We start from the raw sequence: 25,838 nt of genomic DNA, 5'->3' as shown, positions 1-25,838 counted from the left end.
GCTATTATTTTTTCTCAATTAATTTTTTATTAATACCTCTTTGTACCCAAATGATTATACCTACTGTAACAAGCGCCATTGGTGCTAATAACATAAAACCATTGTTTACATATCCATGAGCATAAGCTCCTGTTTTATCAACAGCATTTCCTAAAATTTCTATACCGAAAATTTTACCTGAACCTAATAATTCTCTGAAAAATGCTACTATCATTAAGATAATACCATAACCTAATCCATTTCCAATTCCGTCAAGGAAAGATTTCCATGGACCATTACCTAATGCAAACGCTTCTAAACGTCCCATTACAATACAGTTCGTAATAATCAATCCTACAAAAACTGATAATTGTTTACTTACATCGTAAGCAAATGCTTTTAAAACTTGGTCTACTAAAATTACCAATGCCGCAACAATTACCAACTGAACGATAATACGAATACGAGCAGGAATTAAATTTCTAATTAATGATACAATAACATTACTCAAAGCTACTACAGCAGTTACTGAAAGTGCCATTACAAAAGCATTTTTCATTTGAACTGTAACCGCTAAAGCCGAACAAATACCTAATACTTGAACTGTTACTGGGTTATCGTCATTAAATGGATTTGTAATTAACTTAATATTACTTTTTGAAAATAATCCTTCTTTGTTGTTTTCTGCCATGACGATTATTTTTTATTAGATTTTAAATATTTTTCATATGGTTTTAAACCTCTAACTAACATTTCGGTTACACCATTACCTGTTAAAGTAGCACCAGAAATTGCATCAACTTCACCATCTTCTTTGTTGTCTTTTCCTGTATATCCTTTAACTACTTTTAAACCTTGTAAGTTTCCGTTAGCGTCAAAAACACTTTCTCCTTTGAAACTGTTTTGGAAATAATCTTGTGTAATTTCTCCACCTAATCCTGGCGTTTCCCCTTTGTGGTCAAAAACGATACCGTCAACTTTTAAGTTTTCATCAATGGAAACATATCCCCAGATTGCATCCCATAATCCCATTCCTCTTACTGGAATAACATAGAATTTTTTACCTTCTTTTTCAGCGTTAAAAATTGGGAATTTTCCTTTCTCCTTAGCGATATCAACTGTAAAAGCATCTTTGCTAATTTCGTTTCCGTTTTCATCAAAAACTACTTCGCTAATAATATGTTTTTTATATGCCTCTTCAGAAGCATCTCTATCTACAGCTACTCCAAACGATTTTAGAATGTACTGCATTTTCTCTTTCTTAATATTTGCTTGTTGATCTGGTTTTAATGCGGTAGCAGCAAATGCTAAAGCAGAAGCAACTAACACTACCATTACAGTCGCAAACAAAAACGTATATCCGTTACTTTCTCTATTCATGACTATGCAGATTTTAATTGTTTAGATTTAGCTAATCTTTTCTTTCTCTTCGCAACGTTTCCATTAACTACAAAATAGTCGATAGTTGGCGCTAAAGTGTTCATTAATAAGATAGCCAACATTACTCCTTCTGGATAAGCTGGGTTGAAAACTCTAATTGTAATACTAAAGAATCCTATTAATAAACCGTAGATAATTTTTCCTTTGTCTGTTTGCGCTGCTGAAACTGGATCAGTAGCCATGAACACAATACCAAAAGCAAAACCTCCTACTACTAAATGATTCATCCAATCAAAATTCATTAATGGAGTTAAACCAACAGCATTGAACATCATAGCTGTTACTGCTGCTCCAACAACTCCAGAAAACATAATTTTCCAGCTACCTACACCTGTTGCAATTAACACAAATGCTCCAATTAAAATAGCTAATACTGAAGTTTCACCAACAGAACCCGGAATAAATCCTAAAAACATATCCATAGTTGAATAAGTAACTTCTTTTCCATTTGCTAACGTTCCTAAAATTGTTTCACCAGAAACACCATCAATAGTTGAAGCATCGCTAACCCAAATTTTATCACCCGACATATAAGTAGGATAAGCAAAGAATGCAAATGCACGTGCTAATAAAGCTGGGTTAAAGATATTCATACCTGTTCCACCAAATGCTTCTTTACCAATTATAACTGCGAAAGCAACTGAAATTGCTAACATCCATAAAGGAAAATCAACTGGCATTACCATTGGTATTAACAAACCAGATACTAGATATCCTTCGTTAACCTCGTGACCTCTTTTAATGGCGAAGAAGAATTCTATACCTAATCCTACTGCATAAGATACAATAATCATTGGTAATACTTTCCACAATCCGTGTAAAAAGATATCCATAAATGGAGGTAAAACCCCTTCATTCAATTGAATAAAGTGTTGGTAACCTGCATTATAAATTCCGAATAACAATGCTGGAACTAAAGCTAAAACCACAGTAATCATGGTTCTCTTTAAATCAACAGCATCTCTAATGTGTGCACCATGCTTTGTAGTATGATTTGGAACATATAAAAATGTATCTAAAGCATTGATAGCTGGAGCGAATTTTTCAAATTTTTGCCCTTTCTCAAAAGGCTTTTTAATTTGGTCTATTTTATTTCTTAAAAACTTCATAGCTATTATCCTACTTCTTTAATCATTAAATCTAAAGCTTCACGAATTATTTCTTGAGCTTCTAATTTAGATGTGTTAGTATAATCAATTAAAGCAAAATCTTCTGGAGCTACTTCGTAAATTCCTAAGCTTTCCATTTTGTCGATATCGCTAGCCAAACAAGCTTTTAATAACTGCATTGGATAAATATCCATCGGCATAACCGATTCCATTTCTCCCGTTACAACTAAAGCTCTTTCTTCACCATTTAAATTGGTGTTTGGCGCATATTTTTTACCAGGCATTAACCAAGACAATCCAGTTCTTGATGCACTGTGAATACTTGGAGAAGCAAAAGGCATCCAACCAAACATTCTATATGTATTTCCTTCTGGAATTACAGTTACTACATTGCTGTAGAAGCCTAAAAACCCGTTTAAAGAAACTTTTTTACCTGTTAAAACATCTCCAGAAATAATTCTCACATTATCTCCTTTAACATTATTTGCTACTACATCAGCAATTGAAGCACCCGATATAACATTATAGTACTGAGCGTCTTTAACTTCTGAACCAGCTAAAGCAATTGTTCTAGTTAAATTCACTTTACCAGTTAAGAATAATTCTCCAATGATAGCTACGTCTTGAGGTGCAACAGTCCAAACACGCTCTCCAGCGCTTATTGGGTCTATTTTTTCAATTTGAACCCCAACATTCCCTGCAGGATGCGGACCATAAACTTTGTGTAAAGAAACACCTTTAACCTCACTAAATGCAGATTTTCCTTTTCCTTTTACAGACAAATGAACTTTTCCTGTTGTAAGTTTAGCTAAAGCATCAACTCCTGCTTGAAAAGCCTCTAATTTGTTTCCTAAAACAAACTCTACATCAGAAGCCAAAGGAGCTGTTGCATAAGCCGAAATAAAAATAGCTTTTGGAGTATCAGCTGAATTAGCAATCACATCATAAGGACGCTGATTGATAAATGGCCAACATCCAGAAGCTAACAAATGTGCTTTTACTTCTTCTGTTGATAAATCGTTAGGATTTTTCTTGCTATGCTCAACGAAAACATCTTGAGAATCTGCAGCAATAAGAATCTCTAAAATGACTCTTTTTTCACCACGTTTGATTTCTTGAATTTTTCCGCTTACAGGAGCAACAAACTTAACTTTCTCATCTGCTTTAGAATAGAAAATCACTTCTCCCGCTTTTACGTTATCACCTTCTTTTACAACCATCTTAGGAGTAACTCCATGAAAGTCAGAAGGTTTAACAGCATAGACTTTCGAGCGAGTGGTGTCAGCTATCTTATGAGCCGCTTCACCCTTCAACTTAAGGTCTAAACCTTTTTTAATTCGAATGTCTTTTGACATATTTTTGAAGATATGAATGTTAAAAAATTTACTATAAAACGTGCAAATTTAATCAAATACATTATAGCGAACCAAAAATAAAGTTGGAGATTTGCTTTATTTATAATTATTCTAAATTAATTAAGATTAATATATGAATTGGAATGGTATTTGTTTTCAAACTTTTGTTATTTTTACATTCTTATTACATATAAAATGAACAAAATTAGCTACATAATTTGCTTGCTTTTTTGCCAAATTGTTTTGGCTCAATCAGGAATTGAACAAGAACCTCCGTTTAATATTAAAACCATTTCTTTTGTTCAAAATAGAAATAATGTGGTTCCTTACTTTAAATTAGGGGAAGTTTTTGAACTTCAATTTGATGATTTATACGGAGACGAATCAGATTATTACTATACTATTACTCAATACAATTACGATTGGTCGCAACCTACAAATTTGGCTAAAAACGAATACTTAAATGGAATGGACAATCAACGTATCATTACCTATGAAAATTCGTTTAACACTTTACAACTTTATTCTCACTACGTACAACGTTTCCCTAATCAATACAATCAAATTACAAAAAGTGGCAATTACTTAATTACCGTATTAAACGATGAAAATGAAATTGTTTTCTCTAGAAGATTTATAATTTACGAAGAATTAGTTAATCCTAAAATTTTGATAAAAAGAACTAGAGATTTTGAAAATCGTGCTGGAAAACACAATATTGAATTATCAATTAACTATGGAAATTATTTATTGCAAAATCCTATTGAAAATGTAAAAGTAACCCTAATTCAAAATGCCAATTGGAGTAACAGCATTTCAAATATAAAACCTCAATATACTTTAGGTACAGAATTAATATATAGATACAACAAAGAAACACAGTTTTGGGGCGGAAATGAATCATATTCAATTGACAATAAAATCATTAGAGCTACTAACAATACAGTAGCAATGGTAACATCTGGAGAAAACTTATACAATACACATTTGTATGTAAATAAGCCAAGAAAGAATCAAATTTACACCTATTTCCCCGATATTAATGGAAATTTTTATATTGATAACATTAATACAGAAAAACCAGCCATACAGGCCGATTATTCTTGGGTTTACTTTTCATTAGATATGCCATTTGCAGCAGACAAAAAAGTATTCATCAACGGAATGTTTAACAATTATAGTCTTTCCGATGAATATAAAATGGACTTCAATAAAAAAACAGGATTATATGAAAAAGCATTACTACTCAAACAAGGTTTTACCAATTACCAATATGTATTAACCGATAAAAATGGTAAAATTGATTACGAAAATGCGATTGATGGTAATTATTTTGAAACCGACAATCTTTATTCTGTTCTCATTTATTACCAAGGCAACAATGAAAGATATCACAGAGTAATTGGATTGTCTGTCACTAACAGTCTTAACATTCAAAATTAATAGGAATGGGTAGGAAAGATTTAAAATATAGAGGTACACAATGCATGAATTGCGAAACACCTTTAGATGTTAGTGAAAAATATTGTCATGCTTGTGGTCAGCTAAACTCAACAAAAAAACTTACCATTAAAGATTTTATCGAAGAATTTTTTGCAAATTTTTATGCTTACGATTCAAGATTACGAAACACACTTCTTTCGTTATTCTTAAAACCCGGAATTGCTGCAAGAGAATTTTGCGAAGGAAAAAGACATCATCACGCTAATCCTTTTCGTTTATTTTTAAGTATTTCAATTATTCTTTTCATAGTTATTAATCTAGGAAGTGGATTTAAAACAACTACACCCGAAGAAAAACCCACTGTAAAATTAACCAAAGAAGACAGCATACAAGTTAGTTTTAAAAAAAATTACGAGTCAGGTATTCTAGAAATAGATAAAAAAACAGCAAAAAAATTTCATCGCGACTCTATTTACAAAGCAAATGAACTTGGAAATGATCCGGAAAACTTAAATCATTTGATGATACGAGTTACTACGTTTAGAAATTATAATTTAAAAAATCCTCAAGAAACACCAGAAATAGCTTTAAAAAAATTAGGCTATCAAAATAATAACATCAACCGCTATCTATTCAATAAAGCACAAAATTTAAAATCTAATGATGTATTGAGAGAAGTAAGAGATTATATATTAAACAAACTTCCCTTTTTAATTTTTCTTTCCATTCCATTCATTGCATTAATTTTTTGGGTAACGTTTTATGATAAGAAATTAAATTACACAGATCATTTAGTTTTCTCTTACAACTTTTATTCGTTCATGTTCATTTGCATGATATTGTATGAAATATTAGGCTTTATGTCAGAAGATTTATCTCTGTTTTTAATTGGAACAAGCTTTTCTATTTTGTTCCCAATTTACCTTTATAAATCTTTAAGAAATTTTTATCAAAACAGTCGTTGGAAAACAATTTTTAAATTCTTACTTTTGAACATATTGTTTATACCGATTTCATTATTAGCTGTTTTCGTGTTAATGGCGGTGTCGATAATCTTATTTTAATATGGTAAGTCAAATTACAAGAGGCATAAAAATTTCTGTTTTAACTAGTTTTGAAGGAACATACTTCAAGAACTACAAAATTCATTTTGCCTTTTCGTATCATGTTACCATCGAAAATCAAAGTAAAGATTCGGTTCAATTGACTACTCGTCATTGGGAAATTTACGATGCCTTAAATCATGTAGAAATTGTTGATGGCGAAGGTGTAATTGGGAAAAAACCAGTTGTAAAACCAGGAGAAAGTTACACCTATTCTTCTGGATGTTTGCTTTCTTCACCTATTGGGGCAATGAAAGGTTATTTCAACATGGTCAACTTTACCTCAACCAGAAGTTTTAGAGTTATTATTCCTACTTTCAAACTTAGTGCTCCTTTTGCTATTAACTAAATAGCGAACAAATTAGCTTCGTAACATTTGTTATCGATAATTCAAAATATACTTTGTATTTTTGTATTCGTTTACGATTATCTCGTAAATCAAAGCACAAAATTGTCTAATTTCAAAATACAACACCATGTTAAAAGGATTTTTTAATGTCCCAAAAGCGGTAAACGAACCCGTAAAATCGTACGCTCCAGGTTCTCCTGAAAGAGCAAAAGTTGCAGAAACATATAAAGCCATGTGGAATGCTCAAGTTGAAGTTCCATTATATATAGGTAGCGAAGAAATCAAAACTGGCGACACCAAAAAAATGTCGGCTCCACACGACCACCAACATGTTGTAGGTGTTTATCACCAAGCAGACAGAGCCTTAGTAGAAAAAGCCATTACAGAAGCATTAGAAGCTCGTAAAAAATGGGCTGCTTTATCTTGGGAAAACCGTGCTAGTATCTTCTTAAAAGCTGCTGAATTATTAGCAGGTCCATACCGCGCAAAAATCAATGCAGCGACTATGATTGCGCAATCAAAAACAATTCACCAAGCAGAAATTGATTCCGCTTGTGAGTTGATTGACTTCTTACGTTACAACGTAGAATTCATGACAAAAATATACGCAGACCAACCCGCTTCTACATCAGACATGTGGAACCGTGTTGAATACAGACCTTTAGAAGGTTTTGTATATGCAATTACACCTTTTAACTTTACAGCTATTGCAGGAAATTTACCTTCAAGCGCTGCGTTAATGGGGAATGTGGTAGTTTGGAAACCAGCAGCAACACAAGTGTATTCTGCCAATGTGATTATGCAAGTTTTCAAAGAAGCAGGTTTACCAGACGGCGTTATCAATATGGTAATAGGTGATTCTGGAATGGTTTCTGACGTAGTTTTATCAAGCCCACATTTAGCGGGAGTTCACTTTACAGGTTCGACTGGTGTTTTCAATGACATTTGGAAAACGATTGGAAACAACATCGCGACATACAAAACATATCCAAGAATCGTTGGAGAAACAGGTGGAAAAGATTTCATCATTGCACATCCATCAGCTAATGCAAAACAAGTAGCTACAGGAATTTCTCGTGGTGCTTTTGAATTCCAAGGACAAAAATGTAGTGCAGCTTCACGTGTTTATATTCCACAAAGTTTATGGCCAGCAGTTAAATCACATTTAGAAGCAGATTTAGCTTCAATGAAAATGGGTTCGCCTGAAGATATGAGTAATTTCATTACGGCTGTAATTTCAGAAGCTTCATTCGATAAATTAGCGCGTTACATTGACCAAGCTAAAAACGATAGTGATGCTGAAGTAATCATGGGTGGAAATTACGATAAATCAAAAGGGTATTTCATTGAACCAACAGTTATTTTAACTACAAATCCAAAATACAATACCATGTGTACCGAGTTATTCGGACCAGTAGTTACGATTTATATTTATGAAGATGCCAAATGGTCTGAAACATTGAAATTAGTTGACGAAACTTCAGAATATGCTTTAACAGGTGCGGTATTTAGCCAATGTCGTTATGCGGTAGAAGAAGCAACAGTTGCGTTACAAAATGCAGCAGGAAACTTCTACATCAACGATAAACCAACAGGTGCTGTTGTAGGAATGCAACCATTTGGAGGCGCAAGAGGTTCTGGTACTAATGATAAAGCTGGTTCAGCACAAAACTTATTACGTTGGGCTTCAGTTAGAACTATCAAAGAAACATTCGTAACACCAGAAGATTATAAATATCCGTTTTTAGGATAATATAATTTGAAATAGAAATAAAAACCCGATTTTCAGTTGAGAATCGGGTTTCTTATTTTTATAAAATTTTAGATTTAATTTCCTTTAGATAAGATAAACTTAATCTGCTCATTACTAGAAAACATTTTGTCTTGCAAATAAATACTTAATCCATTTTCTGGCTTTAACAAAATTCCATTTTTTGTTTTAACTATTTTTTTCAATCCAAACCATTTTATTTCTCCATTAGAAAAAGGACCATTGATTTTAATCATTTCATCAGTGAATTGCATCTGTAATTCTTTTCCTAAAATTCTTGAATCTAATCTGTCTTTCATCCATTTTTTCTTTTCATTATAAAATTTAAAAAATTCATATAAACCTGAAAAAATAAAAAGAAATGGAAAAATTCCAATAACTCCAGACTTATCTAAAAAATAAAAAACAACACCTATAAAAATCAAAGCTGATGCAAAATATGGCACATACTTTTTATATTTCATTGAAGAAACCATCTCATCATAAGCTTCTTTATAATAATTCCCATCAGGGATAAATTTCAAATTAAATTCCATTCAAATTATATTATTTGATTTAGACTAATCACTAGTTACTTTTCACTAATCACTATTTTTTATACTTCAACGGCAAATGCACCACTTTCTTCGTTTCAAAAAATTCATCTTTAAAGAAATCGGATAAATTGTATTGTGTTGCTTTTGGAAAATCTTTTAATTCTTCGGCTAAATCGCCTCCTTTTAAATATAAAATTCCGTTGGCTAATTCGTGATTTTGTTTTTTTGAAACTTTATCATCTACCCATTTTACAAAATCAGGCATGTTGGTTACAGCACGACTTACAATGAAATCGAATTCTTGTTTGACTAATTCGGCACGTTTTTGTTCGGCTTTTACGTTTTTTAATCCTAAACCTGCGGCTACTTCATTCACTACACGGATTTTTTTCGCAATTACATCAATCAAATAAAAATCAACTTCTGGAAATAAAATTGCTAATGGAATTCCAGGAAAACCACCACCTGTTCCCACATCCATAATTTTGGATCCTGGACGGAATTCAATAATTTTTGCAATTCCAAGTGAATGTAAAACGTGACGTGTATATAATTCGTCGATATCTTTTCGTGAAATCACGTTAATTTTGGCATTCCAATCTTCATATAAACCTTGTAATTTTTGAAACTGAAGTATTTGATTATCAGATAAATCAGGAAATTGCTTTAAAATGGCTTCCATTCGTTAAATTTTACACAAAAATACGCTTTTTGGTGAATAAAAAATGACGAATATCATAAATGAAAAAATTATAATAATTATCTTTGACGAAATTTGAATATTAAAATATGAATACCACAACCCCGATTTTTTCAAAAGAGGACAATCTGAAATTTTTCAGAACTTTAAATAAACGAGTAAACGACTATTTCAAAGAAAACAAAATCAACAAAACTGGAAACTGGAAATTACACTTGAAAACGATTGTAATGTTCGGTCTTTTCCTTACACCTTATTTCTTCCTGTTAGCTATGGATATGCCTTTTTGGGTATACTTATTATTAAACGTAGTAATTGGAGTTGGAATGGCAGGAGTTGGAATGAACGTAATGCACGATGGAAATCACGGTGCTTACTCAACCAAATCTTGGGTAAACAAATTAATGGGCGGAAGTATCTACATCTTAGCCGGAAATGTTTACAACTGGCAAGTACAACACAATGTTTTACATCACACCTATACCAATATTATTGGTCATGATGAAGATTTAGAAGCTGGAAGAATTTTACGTTTTTCAAAAAATGCTAAATGGTACAGTTACCATAGATTCCAACATTATTACTCGGTTTTCTTATACGGATTATTAACGTTTAACTGGGCTATTACTACCGATTTTCTTCAAATGAAACGTTACTTAAAAAGAAAATTATCCTATGGAGAAGCTAAAAGTCCAGCTTTCCAATGGACTACGCTTATCATTACAAAAATTATTTATTTCTCTATTTGGATTGTTTTACCGATTGTATTTGGCGTAACTTGGTGGAAAGTACTTTTAGGATTTGTGGTAATGCATTACACTGCAGGATTAATCTTGAGTGTTGTATTCCAATTAGCTCACGTAGTAGAAGATACTATCAATCCAATTCCAGATGAAAGCGGGGAAATTGAAAACACTTGGGCTATTCACCAATTATTTACCACTGCAAACTTTGCTCCAAAAAACTGGATTGTCAATTATTATACTGGTGGACTGAATCACCAAATTGAACACCATATTTTCCCAAATATTAGTCACATTCACTACAATAAAATTGCTGAAATTGTAAAACAAACAGCAGCGGAATGTAACTTACCGTATCACGAGTTCAAAACAACTCGAGCGGCCATTGCTTCTCACTTCAAACATTTGAGAGAACTAGGAAGGAAACCACAATTAGCATAATAAAGAAGAGACGCGAGGAATCGCGTCTTTTGTATTAACTATAATAACTAACACACAATGAACCCGTTATCGGACAGAATCAACAACTTAGCCGTTTCTCAAACTTTAGCTATGGCGGCTTTGGCAAGAGAATTAAAAGCACAAGGAAAAGACATTATTAGCCTTAGTTTAGGAGAACCAGATTTCAACACTCCTGAATTCATTAAAGAAGCTGCAAAAAAAGCTATCGACGAAAATTACAGTACGTATACTCCAGTAGAAGGTTACTTAGAGTTGAAAGAAGCGATTTGCAAAAAATTCAAAAGAGATAATAATTTAGACTACAAACCATCACAGATTGTAGTTTCTACAGGAGCAAAACAATCATTATACAACATTGCTCAAGTAATGTTGAATGATGGTGATGAAGTAATTCTTCCTGCTCCGTATTGGGTTTCGTATTACGAAATTATCAAACTTTCTGGTGGAGTTCCTGTTGAAGTTCCAACTTCTGTTGAAAGTGATTTCAAAATTACACCAGAACAATTAGAAGCAGCTATCACACCAAAAACAAAAATGATGTGGTTCAGTTCGCCTTGTAACCCAAGTGGTTCGGTTTACAATCGTGAAGAATTAACGGCTTTAGCTAAAGTTTTAGAAAAACATCCACATGTATATGTAGTTTCTGACGAAATCTACGAACACATTAACTTTTCAGGAACATTTTGCAGTATTGGTTCTATACCAGGAATGTTAGAAAGAACAATTACTGTTAACGGTGTTGCAAAAGCATTCGCTATGACTGGTTGGAGAATTGGTTATATCGGAGCACCTGAATTTATCGCAAAAGCATGTACAAAAATTCAAGGCCAAGTTACTTCGGGAGCAAATTCTATTGCACAAAGAGCAACTATTACTGCTGTTGAAGCTGAACCAAGCGTATTAAACGAAATGGTAACTGCTTTCAAAAATCGTAGAGATTTAGTAGTGGGATTAGTAAAAGAAATTCCAGGATTCAAATTAAATGTTCCAGAAGGAGCGTTTTATGTGTTCCCTGATGTTTCATCTTTCTTTGGAAAAATATTAAAAGGTCAATTAATTAAAGACGCAACCGATTTCTCTATGTTCTTATTAGCAGAAGCAAATGTGGCAACTGTAACAGGAGACGCTTTTGGAAATCCAAATTGTATTCGTTTCTCTTACGCAACCAGCGAAGCTTTATTAACAGAAGCAATGAGAAGAATCAAAGAAGCGGTTTCTTAAATCACAAACAAATATATTAGCACGAATTGATTTATTAAATTAGATTAATTCGTGTTTTTTTATGCTCCAAATTCAAAAAAAGCGAACTCGAATTAGAAATCTCCAATTTTTTATAAGAACTTTGCACACTTTTTTTCGGCAAATCCCGAAAGATTAAAGATTTACACATGAAGAAGAAGATTGAAATTTTAGCTCCTGCAAAAGATTTACTTACTGGAATTGCTGCTATCAATGCAGGTGCCGATGCAGTTTATATTGGAGCACCACAATTTGGAGCGCGTTCGAATGCTCATAATTCACTGGAAGATGTTGCAGCACTTGTGCAATATGCACACTTGTATAATGTGCAAGTTTTTGTGGTAATCAACACGATTTTATACGATGATGAATTAGAAACGTGTCGTCAGTTGATTTGGAAATTATATGATGCTGGAGTTGATGCTTTAATCATTCAAGACATGGCGATTATGGAAATGGAGTTACCTCCTATTGCACTTCATGCAAGTACACAAGCCAATAATCGTGATGCCGATAAAATTAAATTCTTAGCCGATGCCGGAATTCAAAGAGTGGTTTTGGCACGTGAATTAAACTTACACCAAATCAAAGAAATTAGTCAGGCAACTGATGTAGAATTAGAATTCTTCGTAACGGGTGCATTATGTGTTTCGTTTAGTGGGAATTGTTACATGAGTGTGGCGAATGGAGAGCGTTCGGCAAACCGTGGTTCTTGTGCACAAAATTGTCGTTTACCTTATAATTTAATTGATGGAAATGGCGATACTTTAATTAGAAATAGTCATTTACTTTCGATTAAAGATTTTGATGTAACCGACCAAATTCCAAATTTAATCGAAGCTGGAATTGTTTCTTTTAAAATTGAAGGCCGTTTGAAAGATATCGTCTATGTGAAAAATAACGTTTCCTACTTACGTCAAAAATTAGACGATTTCTTAGAAAAAAACAGCGATAAATATAGTAAAGCTTCTTCAGGAAGTTGTACTTATGCATTTGATGCTAACTTAACTCGTACTTTCAATCGTGGTTATACCGATTATTTCGTTAACGAAAGACATCAAGCTATTGGTTCTTGGGAAAGTCCAAAATCAAAAGGACAATATATTGGTAAATTGGTAAAAACTGTTGGGAATTCATATGTGATTGAAAACGGAGAATTGCTAAACAATGGTGACGGATTGTGTTATATAAATGCTAATAACGAAGCCGAGGGGATTTACGTAAACAAAGTAGAAAACGGAATCGTGTATCCAAATGTGTTGAAAGAGATTAAAGAAGGTACTTTCATTTACCGAAACAACGATGCGGCTTTCATCAAATTGGTGGAACGCGAAGATAGTGCGGTTCGAAAAATCAGTACTACTTTATTAATGACTGAAAATGAAACTGGGTTTGAATTAATTGCTACCGATGAAGATGGAAATGTGAGCGTTGTAAAATTAGAGCATTCAAAAGAACGCACTAAAAACAACGAATCTATAGAAGAAAACATCAAAACACAATTAGCTAAAACAGGATTTACGCCTTATACTGCTGATGAAATTTCGGTTTTATTCTCTGAAAATTGGTTTTTACCGATTTCGAAAATCAATGAAATGCGAAGAACGGTTTACGAACAATTATCGGAAATTCGTTTGAAAAATTATGTTCGAAAAGAACACCAATTGGTAAAAACATCGCATCCGTATCCAGAAACGAAATTGGATTTCATGTACAATGTTGCCAACAAAACCGCTCGTAAATTCTACGAACGTCATGGTGTAACTGAAATCGAAAAAGCGTTCGAATTACAATGGGATCCAGGAAAATCCCGTGTAATGACTACCAAATATTGCATCAAATACGAATTAGAGCGTTGTCCAAAATACCACAGAGAAAACATGGACAAAAAGCTAAAGGAACCTTTAGTTTTAAAACAAGGCGAATTGGAATACAAATTAAAATTCAATTGTAAACCTTGCGAAATGGAAATTTGGGAAAAAGATGCCGAATTTGAAATTGAAGAAGATCACTTTCATTAATATTAAACCGATGTGTAATGCATCGGTTTTTTTGTTTCTGGAATCCCAAAATTAAATTGTATTTTTGGAGTAATGCAATCTATTTTAGAAAATATCGCCAAACATGTTACGCTAACTCCTGAAGAGCAAGAGTTGTTTTTGTCTAAAACTGAAACCAAACAATTCAAAGCCAAAACCATTTTATTGAGTGCGGGCGAAGTGGCGACTTGCACGTATTTTGTGAATTCCGGAATTTTGAGAAGTTTCAATATTAATGATAATATTATCGAACACGTATTACATTTTGCTTGCGAAGGTTGGTGGATTGGTGATATGTACAGCTATATTTCTGAAAAACCAGGCAATTTATTTATCGAAGTTCTAGAAGATGCGGAAGTTGTCATAATTACCAAAGAAAACCATCAAAAACTTTATCAAGAAATCCCAAAACTTGAACGCTTTTTCAGAATTTTAGCCGAAAACTCCTTAGTTTCTCACCAAGAACGTTTAATGGATAATTTAAGCTTAACAGCTGAAGAACGCTTTGAGAAATTTTGTTCCAAATATCCAACTTTAATTCAGAAAGTACCACAAAAGCAAGTAGCTTCTTTCATAGGTGTAACACCTGAATTTTTTAGTAAGATGAAAGCTCGATTACTCAAAAAATAATTTCTTAATCTAGGTTAAGTGCTCTTCCCTATTCATAGATGTAAATTTGTATCATAATAATTACTAAATTTATACATTATGAAAACGATAGTACATAAAGCAAATGAAAGAGGTCATGCTAACCATGGTTGGTTAAATGCGTATCACAGTTTTAGTTTTGCCAATTGGTATAACCCAGAAAAAGTACAATTTGGAATGCTTCGCGTTTTGAATGACGATACCATTGCAGCTGGAATGGGCTTCGGAACACATCCACATGACAACATGGAAATCATCACCATTCCCTTAGAAGGAGATTTAGCGCATAAAGACAGCATGGGAAATGGTACAACTATTAAAAGTGGTGACATTCAAGTAATGAGTGCTGGAACGGGAATACAACACAGTGAATTCAATCCAAATCATGATCAACAAACGAAATTGTTTCAAATTTGGTTGTTTCCAAAATATAGAAATGTAGAACCTCGCTACCAACAAATTACCTTAGATAAATCGTTAGAAAAAAATGATTTCGCACAAATTTTATCCCCAAATCCAGATGATGCAGGGGTTTGGATACATCAAGATGCATGGTTTTATTTAAGTGATTTTGATGCTGATTTTTCAAAAAAACTTTCACTTAAAAAAGAAGGAAACGGTTTCTACATTATGAATATTGAAGGTGAAATCGAAGTAAACGGTGAAAAACTTGAAAGAAGAGATGCCGTTGGAATTTGGGAAACCAATGAAATCGAAGTTAAAGCGAATTCTAATGCGAAGTTTTTAGTTATGGAAATTCCGATGGAACAGTAATTAGTTAGCAGTCGCAGTAGTCAGTCGCAGTAAAAAATTAAATTATGAATGAAGTACAATTAAGAATTAATGACAACAAAGGTGCTTTTTACATTGAAGTTGAAGGCAAACAGGAAGCTATGATGACTTTTGTTTTTACTGGCGAAAATAAAATCATCATCGACCACACAGAAGTGAATCCTGGAAATGAAGGAAAAGGTTTTGGCAAAAAAATGGTAACTAGAGCGGTAGAATACGCTCGAGAAAAAGGAATTAAAATATTGCCTCTATGTCCGTTTGCCAAAAGTGTTTTTGATAAAACGCCAGAGTTTAGAGACGTTTTATAATTATATCCTGCAAGTTTTTAAATCTTGCAGGTTTTTATATTAATGCAATAACCAAAAAACTAAGAATCATGGATCCAAAAAACATTAAAAAAGAATACACAAATGGTGAAGTTACCATTGTATGGGAATCTGGAAAATGTACTCATTCTGCTAATTGCGTAAAAAACAATCCTGATGTTTTTAAACCAAAAGAGCAACCTTGGATTACACCTGACAATTCAACTACTGAAAAAATTATTGAAACCGTAAAAAAATGCCCTTCGGGAGCCTTAACTTATTATTTAAACAAGAATGACTAAAAAAATTATCGCTTTCGGAGCCTCTTCGAGCAAGAATTCTATAAACAGACAATTGGCCACTTTTGCTGCTAACCAATTTCAAAATGCTTCTGTTGAAATTTTAGATTTAAACAATTACGAAATGCCTATTTTTTCGGTAGATAAAGAGAAAGAAAATGGTATTCACCCGTTAGCACAAGAATTTTACAGCAAATTAGGAAGCGCTGATTTAATCATAATTTCGTTTGCCGAACATAACGGAAATTACTCTACAGCTTTTAAAAACATTTTAGATTGGTCTTCACGTATTAACGCTAAAACCTTTCAAGAAAAACCGATGTTGTTATTAGCCACTTCTCCCGGAGCTCGTGGCGGAAGTTCGGTTTTAGAGATTGCTACAAAAAGATTTCCTTTCCAAGGCGGAATAGTAAAAGGTAGTTTTTCATTACCAAGTTTCTATGAAAATTTTGATGTGGTAAATGGTATTATCCATCCGGAATATAAAAATCAATTATTGGAAATCACAAATTCAATTGAATTCTAATAAAAATGTTATTTTTGCTGAAGTTTTGAGTTACACTTTTAAACTCATAAACTTTAAACTTTTAAACTAAAAACATGAAAGCATACGTATTTCCAGGTCAAGGCGCTCAATTCACAGGAATGGGTAAAGATTTATATGAAAACTCACCTTTAGCAAAAGAATTATTCGAAAAAGCGAACGAAATTTTAGGTTTTAGAATCACCGATATCATGTTCGAAGGAACAGCAGAAGAATTAAAAGAAACCAAAGTAACTCAACCTGCGGTTTTCTTGCACTCGGTAATTTTAGCCAAAGTTTTAGACGTAAAACCAGATATGGTTGCTGGACACTCTTTAGGGGAATTTTCTGCCTTAGTGGTAAACGGCGCTCTATCATTTGAAGACGGATTAAAATTAGTTTCACAAAGAGCAATGGCCATGCAAAAAGCATGTGAAATTACTCCTTCTACTATGGCTGCGGTTTTAAACTTAGACGACAAAATTGTAGAAGACATTTGCGCTTCAATTGATGGTGTTGTAGTAGCTGCAAATTACAACTGCCCAGGTCAATTAGTAATTTCTGGAGAATATAAAGCAGTAGAATTAGCTTGCGAAAAAATGAAAGAAGCTGGTGCAAAACGCGCCTTAATTTTACCTGTTGGTGGTGCTTTCCATTCACCAATGATGGAACCAGCGAGAGAAGAATTAGCAGCTGCTATTGAAGCCACATCTTTTGCTACACCAACTTGTCCAGTATATCAAAATGTTACGGCAAACGCCGTTTCTGATGCATCCGAGATTAAGAAAAACTTGATTTCGCAATTAACAGGAGCTGTAAAATGGACACAATCCGTACAACAAATGATTGCTGATGGCGCAACAAGTTTCACAGAAGTGGGTCCAGGAAAAGTATTAGTTGGATTAGTAAATAAAATCAACAAAGACGTAGAAACGATTTCTGCTTCTTTGTAAAATAAAATACTCTTAAAATAGAATTCCTCATGAAGTTTATTCGTGAGGAATTTTTTATTTTTGAGAAAAAGAAAATATGGAAAATCTAATTGCTTTGTTCAAATCAATTGAAGCAGCTAAAGTCATTTCTTCTGAGATTGATTATTCTGATTATGTTCCTTTGAATTTATCTGTAACTAATCCTGAGTTGAATCAACATAAATTAGAAACCGCTAAAGATTATGAAATTTTCATTCAAAATCATTTAAATAAAAATCAAGGTAAAATTGCTTTTGGTGGCTACATTGAAACCCGAAATTTATACCAAAGAAGCACTGTTTTTAATAACTCGAATTCAGACGAACGCAATGTTCACATTGGTTTGGATTTATGGATTAATGAATCGGCTCAAATTCATGCGGCTTTAGATGGCGCCGTTCATAGTTTTCAAAACAATACCGCTTTAGGGGATTATGGTCCAACAATAATTTTAGCACACGAGATTGAAGGAATTAAATTCCATACGCTTTATGGTCACTTGAGCGAAGCAAGTTTAATTGGTAAAAAAGTGGGTGATATCATAAAAAAAGGAGAACAAATTGCTACTTTAGGATTACCACCTATTAATGGCGATTATGCGCCACATTTACACTTTCAAATCATTATCGACATGGAAGGAAAAACGGGTGATTATCCCGGAGTTTGTAATGAAAAAACACTTTCATTCTACAAATCAAATTGTCCAGATCCTAATTTACTTTTAAAGATCCATAAAAAGAATTGGCATCAATTTTGTAACTTTAATCTCTAAATAAATCTAACTATGAAAAAAATATTTTTAGGAATTGCATTAGCAACCACTATGCTTTCTTGTCAAGAAGAGACAAAAGAAAAAGTAAAAGAAGCTTCTGAAGCCGTTGGTACCGATTTAAAACAAGCCGCAGATTCGGCAAAAGTAAAAGCTAAAAAAGCAATTGATTCTTCTAAAGTAGGTGAAAAGGCAAAAAATATTATTGCAATAGGAGCTGAGAAAGTGGAAGAAGGCGCTAAAAAAGTAAAAGAATCTGTTAAAGAATAAAAAAATCCTCAGTTGAGGATTTTTTATTTATTTCTTATTTTCTGTTCCCATTTCCAAGCACTTTCCAAAGCATCTTCTAAGGATAATTGTGCTTTCCAACCTAAAACAGAATTGGCTTTATCGGTATTGGCATAAGCTTCTGTAACATCACCTGCTCTTCTTGCCACAATTTGATAGTTTAATTTTTGATTTGTTACTTTTTCAAATGCATCAATTACTTGCAAAACCGAACTTCCAGTTCCCGTTCCAATGTTGAAAGTTTCTACTTTTTCTGTATTTTCCTTCTTCAATAAACGTTGTAAAGCTACCACATGAGCTTTTGCTAAATCTACCACATGAATATAATCACGAATGGCTGTTCCATCCGGAGTTGGATAATCATTACCAAAAACAGATAACTTTTCACGAAGTCCGATTGCTGTTTGCGTAATAAATGGTACTAAATTTTGAGGAACTCCTAAAGGTAATTCACCTATTTCAGCTGAAGGATGCGCTCCAATTGGATTAAAATAACGCAATAAAACAGCATTAATATTGGTTACTTTCGTAACATCAGTTATGATTTCTTCACCTATTTGCTTTGTGTTTCCGTAAGGTGACATCGCAGTTTGAATAGGTGCATTTTCTGTAATGGGCATTTTTTCGGCTTGACCGTAAACCGTACAAGAGGAACTAAAAATAAAATGTGATTCTGATTTTTTTTGTAATTCTTGTAAAATATATACTAAAGAATTAATATTATTTTCATAATACAACAATGGATTTTCAACGCTTTCACCCACGGCTTTTGAAGCCGCAAAATGAATGACGCCTGAAATATCTTGGTATTTGGAAAAGAAATTCTGAACCGCCGATTTATCTCGTAAATCGATGTTTTCAAAAAGTGGCTTTTTTCCTGTAATCCGTTCAATTCCATCTAAAACTTCAATTGATGAATTGGAAAGATTGTCAATAGCGATTACTTCAAAACCTTCATTTTGCAATTCCACAACCGTGTGCGAACCTATGAATCCTAAACCTCCTGTAACTAATATTTTCATTTTTCTCGTACAGACGCGATTTATCGCGTCTCTATTTCTTTTTTGGAAGACGCAATGAATTGCGTCTTATACATCAATTTTTAAAACGCGATGAATCGCGCTTCTGCATATTCATTTTTACGAATAGACGCGATAAATCGCATCTCTACCCGATATATTCCAAAACGGCGTCTGTAATAAATTTTATTTGTTCATCATCTAATTCTGTGTGCATTGGCAATGCAATTACTTCTTTTACCAATTGATTCGTAACTGGGAAATCAGCTTCGTTGTAACGAGTATCAGCATATGCTTTTTGACTGTGTAATGGAATTGGGTAATAAATTGCACATGGAATTCCTTTTGCTTGTAAATGTTCTAATAATCCATCACGTTTTCCATTCATAATACGAATTACATATTGATGAAATACATGACAATCACAAGATTCACAAATGGTTGGAACCCAAATATTAGGATTTTGTCCAAGGATTTCTGAATACTTTCTTGCTGCATCTTGACGTGCTTTGTTGTAAGCATCTAAATGAGGTAATTTCGCTTTTAAAACTCCCGCTTGAATACTATCTAAACGCGAGTTCACTCCCACTACATCATGATGATATCTTTCATACATTCCGTGGTTAACAATTCCTCTTATTTTGTGCGCTAAAGCGTCATCATTCGTAAAAATGGCTCCACCATCACCATAACAACCTAAGTTTTTAGATGGGAAAAATGAAGTTGCTGCTACATGACCAATGGTTCCTACTTTCTTTTTAGAACCATCTTTTGAAGTGTAATCAGCTCCAATTGCTTGAGCATTATCTTCGATAACATATAAATTATGTTCGCGAGCAATTTCCATAATCGCATCCATATTGGCAGCACGACCAAATAAATGTACCGGAACAATTGCCTTTGTTTTTGGAGTTATTGCTTTACGAATTCCGTCTAACGAAATGTTCATATTATTCATATCCACATCCACTAAAACTGGAGTTAGTTGTAATAATGCGATTACTTCAACCGTAGCTGCGAATGTAAAATCGGCAGTAATCACTTCATCACCTGGTTTCAAATCCAATCCCATCATGGCAATTTGCAACGCATCGGTTCCGTTTGCACATGGAATTACGTGTTTTACTCCCAAATATTTCTCTAAATCCGCCTGAAATTGGTGAACCAAAGGTCCGTTAATGTAAGTATTCGTATCTAAAACCTCTTGAATAGAAGCATTTACTTCTTCTTTTATTTTTTCGTATTGACTTTTTAAGTCAACCATTTGTAATTTTCTCATTAAAAAATAAGTTTAAAAGTTTAAAGTTTAAAAGTTTAAGGTAGTTTTACCTTTATTTTCACTTTTAACAAGAACAAAAATAGTCAATAATTGATTGTTGGCAATGAATTTTAATAAAGAAACTGTATTTTCGCAATAGATAATTACCAATATGTTATTTCTTTACAATTTAGTAGTCATTTTTGCCTCACAACTTTTGAAGCTTGTTGCGCTTTTTAGTCCGAAAATGAAACTTTTTATAGACGGACGAAAATCGGTTTTTCAAGCGTTAGCAAGTAAAATTCAATCTTCGGATAAAACGATTTGGTTTCATGCGGCATCTTTGGGTGAATACGAACAAGGTTTACCCGTAATTGAAGCAATCAAACAACAATTCCCAAGTCATAAAATTGTGGTTTCGTTTTTTTCGCCTTCGGGTTATGAAGTTCGAAAAAACAATACTGTTGCTGATGTTACAGTTTACTTGCCTTTGGATACAATTTCGAATGCGAAACAATTCATTGAATTAGTTCATCCCGAAATGGCGTTTTTTATCAAATATGAATATTGGCCCAATTATTTAAACGAACTAAAAAAACAGCAAATCAAAACCTATTTAATTTCTGGAATTTTACGAGAAAATCAAGCGTTTTTTAAATGGTATGGCGGATTTTACAGAAACGCACTTAAAACATTTGATTACTTTTTTGTGCAGAATGAAAGCTCAAAAAAACTACTGCAAAGTATCGGATTTAATAACGTAAAAGTTTCTGGCGACACCCGCTTTGATCGTGTGGTTTCGATTTTAGAACGTGACAATTCATTAGATTTTATCGAACAATTCAAAGACAATACAACTACAATCGTAATTGGAAGTTCTTGGCCAAAAGATGAAAGTTTATTGGTGAATTATATCAATCAGAGTTCGGATGATGTGAAATTTATTATTGCACCGCACAATATCAAATCAGAACAAATTCAGGAATTGAAAAATGCTGTTTCCAAAAAAACGATTTTGTTTTCTGATGTAGAGAAGAGATTAATCGCGTCTCTACAGGAAAACAACGTTTTTATCATCGACACTATCGGAATTTTAACGAAAATTTATTCTTATGCCGATATTGCTTATGTGGGCGGTGGTTTTGGAAATCCGGGTGTTCATAATATTTTGGAACCTGCAACTTTTGGAGTTCCGGTTGTGATTGGTCCAAATTACTCCCATTTTGCGGAAGCTACAGCATTGGTAAATATGGAGGGTTGTATTTCGATTCAGAATCAAACCCAATTAAATGAAGCTTTTGATTTATTACTTCACAACGAAGACGAACGATTAGAAAAAGGTCACATTTGCAGTACATTTGTTCAAATGAATAAGGGAGCTACTCAGACAATTATGAATTATATTATTAACGAAACTATAAATTGATTTAAGTTCCAAAAGTAAAATTGTAACTTGCACCCATTAATGTAATCAACATATGAAATTTTTAAAATTACTACTTGTTTTATTTGTTTTCCAAGTTCAAGCGCAACAAGGAGGCATGTGGATTCCGTCGTTACTGAAAGGAACCAACGAAAAAGAAATGAAAGCTTTGGGAATGAAAATTAGTGCCGATGATATTTATTCGGTAAACAATTCCAGCTTAAAAGATGCTGTTCCTCATTTTGATGGCGGTTGTACAGCAGAAATGATTTCACCAAAAGGACTTTTATTAACCAATCACCACTGTGGTTATGACAATATTCAAAGTCACTCTACAGTTGAAAACGATTATTTAACGAATGGTTTTTGGGCTTACAAAATGGAAGACGAGTTACCAAACAAAGATTTAACCGTTACGTTCATCATCAAAATTGAAGATGTTACGACTAAAATTTTCGAAGGTGTTTTGAATCTTCCAACCGAAAGCGACAAACAAAAAAGAATCCAACAAAATATTGCAACGGTTAGTAAAAGTTTCCAAAAAGAAGCTTGGCAAGATGTAATGATTCGTGCTTTTTATGATGGAAATCAATACTTATTATTTGTAACTGAAAACTTCAAAGATGTTCGTTTAGTAGGCGCGCCACCAAGTTCAATCGGAAAATTTGGTTCCGATACTGATAACTGGGTTTGGCCTCGTCATACAGGAGATTTCTCTTTATTTAGAGTGTATGCTGACAAAAACAATCGTCCTGCTGAATATTCAAAAGATAATGTTCCTTACAAACCAAAACATTTTTTCCCAGTTTCAGCAAAAGGAATTCAGGAAAATGATTTCACTATGGTAATGGGGTATCCTGGAAGAACTCAGGAATATTTACCATCATTCGCTGTAGAACAAATTGTAAATGATTTGAATCCGGCTAAAATTGAAATTCGTGATGCTGCTTTAAAAGTGCAAGATGGTTTCATGAGAAAAGACAATGCGATTAAAATTCAATATGCTTCAAAATATGCAAGTGTTGCCAATTATTGGAAAAAATGGATTGGTGAAACTAAAGGTTTGAAAAAATCGAATGCGATAGCCATCAAACAAGACTTTGAAAAGAAATTCCAAGAAAGAGTTAACAAAGCAGGAAAACAAGCTGAATACGGAACTATTTTAGCTGATTTCGAAAAGAACTATAAAGACATCAGAGAATATGCTATTGCAAAAGACTACTTTACCGAAGTAGTTTTACGTAATTCAGAGATTTTATCTTTTGGATACCGTTTGTATCAGTTAGAACAAGTTTACAACACAAAAGGCGAGCAAGCTTTCAACGATAGAAAAAACAATCTAATTTCTGGGTTTGAAGGTTTATACAAAGATTACAGTGCTCAAGTGGATGAGAAAGTTTTTGAGCAATTAATTCATTTATACGCTACAAAATCACCAAAACAGTTTTTACCAGAAAGTTTAAAAAATGCTAATGCATCTAGTTTAACGACAAATATTTTTAGTTCTTCTAAATTAACAAACTATAACGGTTTAAAAGAATTGTTAAATGGTGATGCAAAATCAGTTTTAGAAAAACTAAATCAAGATAAAGGGTATCAATTAGTAAAATCAATTGCAGATAGTTATCAAAAAAATGTAGCTCCTAAATTTGATGAGCTTAATTTAAAAAACATTGCATTACAAAGAACGTATATGAAAGGAATTATGGAATTTTTCCCTAACGATAGAATTTTTCCTGATGCAAACAGTACGTTACGTGTTACATACGGAAAAGTAAAAGGCTATAAACCAAGCGATGCTGTTATTTATGAACCTATAAGCTATTTAGACGGTGTAATTGAAAAATACGTTCCAGGAGATTATGAATTTGACGTGCCTAAAAAATTAATCGATTTGTACAATGCAAAAGATTATGGAAGATACGCAGATAAAAACGGAAAAATGCCATTAGCATTTATTGCAACCAATCATACAACTGGAGGAAACTCTGGAAGTCCAGCTTTAGATGCAAAAGGGAACCTTATCGGATTGAATTTTGATAGAGTTTGGGAAGGTACCATGAGTGATATTTATTATAGTCCTGAAATCTGTAGAAACATTATGGTAGATTCACGTTATATTTTATTTGTAATTGACAAATTTGCAGGTGCAAAAAACCTGATAGACGAGATGACGATTATTTATCCTAAGTCTCAAAAAGCCAAATAATTACAAAAAAAATAAAAAATAAAAAATTTGGCACACCATTTGAATTAAAGCATTTCGGAATCCAAAGAAAAAAAATTAAAAAAAATGTCTAAAAACATTTTGACATGTCAAAAAATTTATATCTTTGCTCCGAATTAATAATTAACCTTTATAATTTAGTAAGATGAAAAAAGTTGTTTTAAGTTTAGCAATTGTTGCTGCTATGTTCGTTTCTTGTAAAGAAAATGCTGCTGAAACTACAGAAACTGTAGATTCTACAGTTGTTGAAGCTCCTGCTGTTGAAGAGGCTCCTGTAGCTGATTCTACTGCTGTTGATAGCGCTGCTGCTCCAGCTGCTGCTACTGAAGCTGCTCCAGCAAAATAATTATTGCTAGAACAAAAAAATTAATCCCGATAAAATCGGGATTTTTTTTTGTAGTTAATCTTCAAATGGAGAAGGTCCAAAAATATCTTCTGAAGACGAAAAATCTAAAAACTCTGCCTTACCTGCATACTTAACAATCTCGTCAATACCTTTTTGAAGCAATAACTGAGTTGTATATCGTCTACTTACTGCTATTTCATGCTCATCCAATATCAACCGAAAGAAAAACTTACCACTTGACGATTTAAAGCGCATAAACACACATCTTTCTATTGAATTTTTCAAACGTTCAATTTCTTCTTCACATTCAAATCGCAATTCAAAATCGTTACTTGTAAAAATGGTTTTCCCTTTCCGTGAAACAAATTCATATTTATAAGCTCCGTTTAATCGTTGTGCGATTACAAATGTCCCCATAATGATTTAAGTTGATTTTAAAGATGATTTAAAGATATTATAAAATTTCAAACTGAGAATTTTATAAACAAAAAAAGCTCCAAACATAGTTTGAAGCTTTTTGTACTCAAGGCGGGACTTGAACCCGCACGGGCATTACTACCCACTGGATTTTAAGTCCAGCGTGTCTACCAATTCCACCACTCGAGCAAAAATATTTTAATTTGGTAGTGTTGAGCGAAAAACGGGGTTCGAACCCGCGACCTCAACCTTGGCAAGGTTGCGCTCTACCAACTGAGCTATTTT

General features: G+C 33.2%; 27 protein-coding genes and 1 tRNA gene. 18 read left to right on the top strand and 10 right to left on the bottom strand.

Features of this window, described 5'->3' with window-relative positions; translation table 11 throughout:
• Positions 1-4: 4 nt before the first annotated feature.
• From V7P59_RS12380 to V7P59_RS12365, 4 genes are read right to left on the bottom strand one after another with little or no spacing between them, the layout of a single operon-like run.
• Entirely contained in the window at positions 5-670 is a 666-nt protein-coding gene (locus V7P59_RS12380; RefSeq protein WP_333810466.1) for an NADH:ubiquinone reductase (Na(+)-transporting) subunit D, read from the bottom strand.
• Positions 671-675: 5 nt separating this feature from the next.
• Positions 676-1,359 (bottom strand): NADH:ubiquinone reductase (Na(+)-transporting) subunit C, encoded by a 684-nt coding sequence (gene nqrC, locus V7P59_RS12375; protein WP_333810465.1) that lies wholly within the window; start codon positions 1,357-1,359, stop codon positions 676-678.
• A 2-nt stretch (positions 1,360-1,361) separates the two neighbouring features.
• On the bottom strand, positions 1,362-2,528 hold the full coding sequence (locus V7P59_RS12370) for an NADH:ubiquinone reductase (Na(+)-transporting) subunit B (RefSeq protein ID WP_333810464.1): 1,167 nt from the start codon (positions 2,526-2,528) through the stop codon (positions 1,362-1,364).
• A 5-nt stretch (positions 2,529-2,533) separates the two neighbouring features.
• Complete coding sequence (locus tag V7P59_RS12365; protein ID WP_333810463.1) at positions 2,534-3,883, bottom strand: Na(+)-translocating NADH-quinone reductase subunit A; 1,350 nt, start codon at positions 3,881-3,883, stop codon at positions 2,534-2,536.
• A 195-nt stretch (positions 3,884-4,078) separates the two neighbouring features.
• Between V7P59_RS12365 and V7P59_RS12360 the strand changes: the two genes are divergently transcribed.
• From V7P59_RS12360 to pruA, 4 genes are all read left to right on the top strand, one after another.
• Complete coding sequence (locus tag V7P59_RS12360; protein WP_333810462.1) at positions 4,079-5,326, top strand: type IX secretion system plug protein; 1,248 nt, start codon at positions 4,079-4,081, stop codon at positions 5,324-5,326.
• A 5-nt stretch (positions 5,327-5,331) separates the two neighbouring features.
• A complete protein-coding gene (locus tag V7P59_RS12355; RefSeq protein ID WP_333810461.1) occupies positions 5,332-6,390 on the top strand; it encodes a DUF3667 domain-containing protein in 1,059 nt (352 codons plus the stop codon).
• A 1-nt stretch (position 6,391) separates the two neighbouring features.
• The gene (gene apaG / locus V7P59_RS12350; RefSeq protein ID WP_333810460.1) at positions 6,392-6,778 is read left to right on the top strand and encodes a Co2+/Mg2+ efflux protein ApaG; all 387 of its coding nucleotides are present in this window, start codon (positions 6,392-6,394) and stop codon (positions 6,776-6,778) included.
• A gap of 127 nt (positions 6,779-6,905) precedes the next feature.
• Positions 6,906-8,531, top strand: coding sequence for an L-glutamate gamma-semialdehyde dehydrogenase (gene pruA, locus V7P59_RS12345; protein WP_333810459.1), 1,626 nt, complete (start codon positions 6,906-6,908; stop codon positions 8,529-8,531).
• Between the two features lie 74 nt (positions 8,532-8,605).
• On the opposite strand, the gene V7P59_RS12340 is transcribed toward pruA, so the two are convergent.
• Together V7P59_RS12340 and rsmG are read right to left on the bottom strand one after the other, a co-directional pair.
• Positions 8,606-9,085 carry a hypothetical protein gene (locus tag V7P59_RS12340; RefSeq protein ID WP_333810458.1) on the bottom strand — a complete coding sequence of 160 codons (480 nt, stop codon included), beginning with the start codon at positions 9,083-9,085 and terminating at the stop codon, positions 8,606-8,608.
• A 52-nt stretch (positions 9,086-9,137) separates the two neighbouring features.
• A complete protein-coding gene (gene rsmG, locus V7P59_RS12335) occupies positions 9,138-9,767 on the bottom strand; it encodes a 16S rRNA (guanine(527)-N(7))-methyltransferase RsmG (RefSeq protein ID WP_333810457.1) in 630 nt (209 codons plus the stop codon).
• A 107-nt stretch (positions 9,768-9,874) separates the two neighbouring features.
• On the opposite strand from rsmG, the gene V7P59_RS12330 reads away from it, so the two are divergent.
• The 11 genes from V7P59_RS12330 (at position 9,875) to V7P59_RS12280 (ending at position 18,845) form a co-directional block, all read left to right on the top strand.
• Entirely contained in the window at positions 9,875-10,969 is a 1,095-nt protein-coding gene (locus tag V7P59_RS12330) for a fatty acid desaturase family protein (RefSeq protein ID WP_333810456.1), read from the top strand.
• Between the two features lie 57 nt (positions 10,970-11,026).
• Complete coding sequence (locus V7P59_RS12325) at positions 11,027-12,211, top strand: pyridoxal phosphate-dependent aminotransferase (RefSeq protein WP_333810455.1); 1,185 nt, start codon at positions 11,027-11,029, stop codon at positions 12,209-12,211.
• Between the two features lie 167 nt (positions 12,212-12,378).
• Positions 12,379-14,250 carry a peptidase U32 family protein gene (locus tag V7P59_RS12320; RefSeq protein ID WP_333810454.1) on the top strand — a complete coding sequence of 624 codons (1,872 nt, stop codon included), beginning with the start codon at positions 12,379-12,381 and terminating at the stop codon, positions 14,248-14,250.
• Positions 14,251-14,322: 72 nt separating this feature from the next.
• Entirely contained in the window at positions 14,323-14,898 is a 576-nt protein-coding gene (locus V7P59_RS12315; RefSeq protein WP_333810453.1) for a Crp/Fnr family transcriptional regulator, read from the top strand.
• 75 nt (positions 14,899-14,973) lie between these two features.
• Positions 14,974-15,690 carry a pirin family protein gene (locus tag V7P59_RS12310; RefSeq protein WP_442902427.1) on the top strand — a complete coding sequence of 239 codons (717 nt, stop codon included), beginning with the start codon at positions 14,974-14,976 and terminating at the stop codon, positions 15,688-15,690.
• A gap of 44 nt (positions 15,691-15,734) precedes the next feature.
• A complete protein-coding gene (locus V7P59_RS12305; protein ID WP_333810451.1) occupies positions 15,735-16,016 on the top strand; it encodes a GNAT family N-acetyltransferase in 282 nt (93 codons plus the stop codon).
• A gap of 68 nt (positions 16,017-16,084) precedes the next feature.
• Positions 16,085-16,315 (top strand): (4Fe-4S)-binding protein, encoded by a 231-nt coding sequence (locus V7P59_RS12300; RefSeq protein WP_333810450.1) that lies wholly within the window; start codon positions 16,085-16,087, stop codon positions 16,313-16,315.
• Complete coding sequence (locus tag V7P59_RS12295; protein ID WP_333810449.1) at positions 16,308-16,838, top strand: NADPH-dependent FMN reductase; 531 nt, start codon at positions 16,308-16,310, stop codon at positions 16,836-16,838. Before V7P59_RS12300 ends, V7P59_RS12295 begins: the two co-directional genes overlap by 8 nt.
• Positions 16,839-16,912: 74 nt before the next feature.
• The gene (gene fabD / locus V7P59_RS12290) at positions 16,913-17,788 is read left to right on the top strand and encodes an ACP S-malonyltransferase (protein WP_333810448.1); all 876 of its coding nucleotides are present in this window, start codon (positions 16,913-16,915) and stop codon (positions 17,786-17,788) included.
• A gap of 76 nt (positions 17,789-17,864) precedes the next feature.
• A complete protein-coding gene (locus V7P59_RS12285; RefSeq protein WP_333810447.1) occupies positions 17,865-18,578 on the top strand; it encodes a peptidoglycan DD-metalloendopeptidase family protein in 714 nt (237 codons plus the stop codon).
• A 12-nt stretch (positions 18,579-18,590) separates the two neighbouring features.
• Positions 18,591-18,845 carry a hypothetical protein gene (locus V7P59_RS12280; RefSeq protein ID WP_333810446.1) on the top strand — a complete coding sequence of 85 codons (255 nt, stop codon included), beginning with the start codon at positions 18,591-18,593 and terminating at the stop codon, positions 18,843-18,845.
• A gap of 23 nt (positions 18,846-18,868) precedes the next feature.
• Here V7P59_RS12280 and galE read toward each other — a convergent pair whose 3' ends face one another.
• Positions 18,869-19,885, bottom strand: coding sequence for a UDP-glucose 4-epimerase GalE (gene galE / locus V7P59_RS12275; RefSeq protein ID WP_333810445.1), 1,017 nt, complete (start codon positions 19,883-19,885; stop codon positions 18,869-18,871).
• A 145-nt stretch (positions 19,886-20,030) separates the two neighbouring features.
• Entirely contained in the window at positions 20,031-21,161 is a 1,131-nt protein-coding gene (locus tag V7P59_RS12270; RefSeq protein WP_333810444.1) for a DegT/DnrJ/EryC1/StrS family aminotransferase, read from the bottom strand.
• 151 nt (positions 21,162-21,312) lie between these two features.
• Here V7P59_RS12270 and V7P59_RS12265 point away from each other — a divergent pair, with 151 nt between their 5' ends.
• The 3 genes from V7P59_RS12265 to V7P59_RS12255 all read left to right on the top strand — a co-directional run bounded on the left by V7P59_RS12265 (position 21,313) and on the right by V7P59_RS12255 (position 25,136).
• Complete coding sequence (locus V7P59_RS12265) at positions 21,313-22,566, top strand: 3-deoxy-D-manno-octulosonic acid transferase (RefSeq protein WP_333810443.1); 1,254 nt, start codon at positions 21,313-21,315, stop codon at positions 22,564-22,566.
• Between the two features lie 52 nt (positions 22,567-22,618).
• Positions 22,619-24,772, top strand: a complete 2,154-nt coding sequence (locus tag V7P59_RS12260; RefSeq protein ID WP_333810442.1) for a S46 family peptidase — start codon at positions 22,619-22,621, stop codon at positions 24,770-24,772.
• 163 nt (positions 24,773-24,935) lie between these two features.
• Complete coding sequence (locus V7P59_RS12255; RefSeq protein ID WP_333810441.1) at positions 24,936-25,136, top strand: hypothetical protein; 201 nt, start codon at positions 24,936-24,938, stop codon at positions 25,134-25,136.
• Positions 25,137-25,190: 54 nt separating this feature from the next.
• On the opposite strand, the gene V7P59_RS12250 is transcribed toward V7P59_RS12255, so the two are convergent.
• Positions 25,191-25,553: a DUF1508 domain-containing protein gene (locus V7P59_RS12250; protein ID WP_333810440.1), complete on the bottom strand. Its 363-nt coding sequence runs from the start codon at positions 25,551-25,553 to the stop codon at positions 25,191-25,193.
• Between the two features lie 103 nt (positions 25,554-25,656).
• Positions 25,657-25,742: transfer RNA gene (locus V7P59_RS12245), tRNA-Leu, on the bottom strand.
• Positions 25,743-25,838 lie beyond the last annotated feature (96 nt).

The organism is Flavobacterium sp. (genome assembly GCF_036782315.1).
Taxonomy (GTDB): domain Bacteria; phylum Bacteroidota; class Bacteroidia; order Flavobacteriales; family Flavobacteriaceae; genus Flavobacterium.
This window is presented reverse-complemented; position numbering and strand designations above follow the sequence as displayed.

What these genes read in the sequence shown, in the direction of transcription:
- V7P59_RS12365 (WP_333810463.1), bottom strand. Translation starts at nt 3,883, where the DNA reads ATGTCAAAAGACATTCGAATTAAAAAAGGTTTAGACCTTAAGTTGAAG.
- V7P59_RS12305 (WP_333810451.1), top strand. Translation starts at nt 15,735, where the DNA reads ATGAATGAAGTACAATTAAGAATTAATGACAACAAAGGTGCTTTTTAC.
- V7P59_RS12320 (WP_333810454.1), top strand. Translation starts at nt 12,379, where the DNA reads ATGAAGAAGAAGATTGAAATTTTAGCTCCTGCAAAAGATTTACTTACT.
- V7P59_RS12380 (WP_333810466.1), bottom strand. Translation starts at nt 670, where the DNA reads ATGGCAGAAAACAACAAAGAAGGATTATTTTCAAAAAGTAATATTAAG.
- galE (WP_333810445.1), bottom strand. Translation starts at nt 19,885, where the DNA reads ATGAAAATATTAGTTACAGGAGGTTTAGGATTCATAGGTTCGCACACG.
- V7P59_RS12280 (WP_333810446.1), top strand. Translation starts at nt 18,591, where the DNA reads ATGAAAAAAATATTTTTAGGAATTGCATTAGCAACCACTATGCTTTCT.
- V7P59_RS12325 (WP_333810455.1), top strand. Translation starts at nt 11,027, where the DNA reads ATGAACCCGTTATCGGACAGAATCAACAACTTAGCCGTTTCTCAAACT.
- V7P59_RS12250 (WP_333810440.1), bottom strand. Translation starts at nt 25,553, where the DNA reads ATGGGGACATTTGTAATCGCACAACGATTAAACGGAGCTTATAAATAT.
- V7P59_RS12295 (WP_333810449.1), top strand. Translation starts at nt 16,308, where the DNA reads ATGACTAAAAAAATTATCGCTTTCGGAGCCTCTTCGAGCAAGAATTCT.
- V7P59_RS12340 (WP_333810458.1), bottom strand. Translation starts at nt 9,085, where the DNA reads ATGGAATTTAATTTGAAATTTATCCCTGATGGGAATTATTATAAAGAA.
- pruA (WP_333810459.1), top strand. Translation starts at nt 6,906, where the DNA reads ATGTTAAAAGGATTTTTTAATGTCCCAAAAGCGGTAAACGAACCCGTA.
- V7P59_RS12360 (WP_333810462.1), top strand. Translation starts at nt 4,079, where the DNA reads ATGAACAAAATTAGCTACATAATTTGCTTGCTTTTTTGCCAAATTGTT.
- fabD (WP_333810448.1), top strand. Translation starts at nt 16,913, where the DNA reads ATGAAAGCATACGTATTTCCAGGTCAAGGCGCTCAATTCACAGGAATG.
- V7P59_RS12255 (WP_333810441.1), top strand. Translation starts at nt 24,936, where the DNA reads ATGAAAAAAGTTGTTTTAAGTTTAGCAATTGTTGCTGCTATGTTCGTT.
- V7P59_RS12285 (WP_333810447.1), top strand. Translation starts at nt 17,865, where the DNA reads ATGGAAAATCTAATTGCTTTGTTCAAATCAATTGAAGCAGCTAAAGTC.
- V7P59_RS12370 (WP_333810464.1), bottom strand. Translation starts at nt 2,528, where the DNA reads ATGAAGTTTTTAAGAAATAAAATAGACCAAATTAAAAAGCCTTTTGAG.
- V7P59_RS12330 (WP_333810456.1), top strand. Translation starts at nt 9,875, where the DNA reads ATGAATACCACAACCCCGATTTTTTCAAAAGAGGACAATCTGAAATTT.
- nqrC (WP_333810465.1), bottom strand. Translation starts at nt 1,359, where the DNA reads ATGAATAGAGAAAGTAACGGATATACGTTTTTGTTTGCGACTGTAATG.
- V7P59_RS12315 (WP_333810453.1), top strand. Translation starts at nt 14,323, where the DNA reads ATGCAATCTATTTTAGAAAATATCGCCAAACATGTTACGCTAACTCCT.
- rsmG (WP_333810457.1), bottom strand. Translation starts at nt 9,767, where the DNA reads ATGGAAGCCATTTTAAAGCAATTTCCTGATTTATCTGATAATCAAATA.
- V7P59_RS12260 (WP_333810442.1), top strand. Translation starts at nt 22,619, where the DNA reads ATGAAATTTTTAAAATTACTACTTGTTTTATTTGTTTTCCAAGTTCAA.
- apaG (WP_333810460.1), top strand. Translation starts at nt 6,392, where the DNA reads ATGGTAAGTCAAATTACAAGAGGCATAAAAATTTCTGTTTTAACTAGT.
- V7P59_RS12300 (WP_333810450.1), top strand. Translation starts at nt 16,085, where the DNA reads ATGGATCCAAAAAACATTAAAAAAGAATACACAAATGGTGAAGTTACC.
- V7P59_RS12270 (WP_333810444.1), bottom strand. Translation starts at nt 21,161, where the DNA reads ATGAGAAAATTACAAATGGTTGACTTAAAAAGTCAATACGAAAAAATA.
- V7P59_RS12265 (WP_333810443.1), top strand. Translation starts at nt 21,313, where the DNA reads ATGTTATTTCTTTACAATTTAGTAGTCATTTTTGCCTCACAACTTTTG.
- V7P59_RS12355 (WP_333810461.1), top strand. Translation starts at nt 5,332, where the DNA reads ATGGGTAGGAAAGATTTAAAATATAGAGGTACACAATGCATGAATTGC.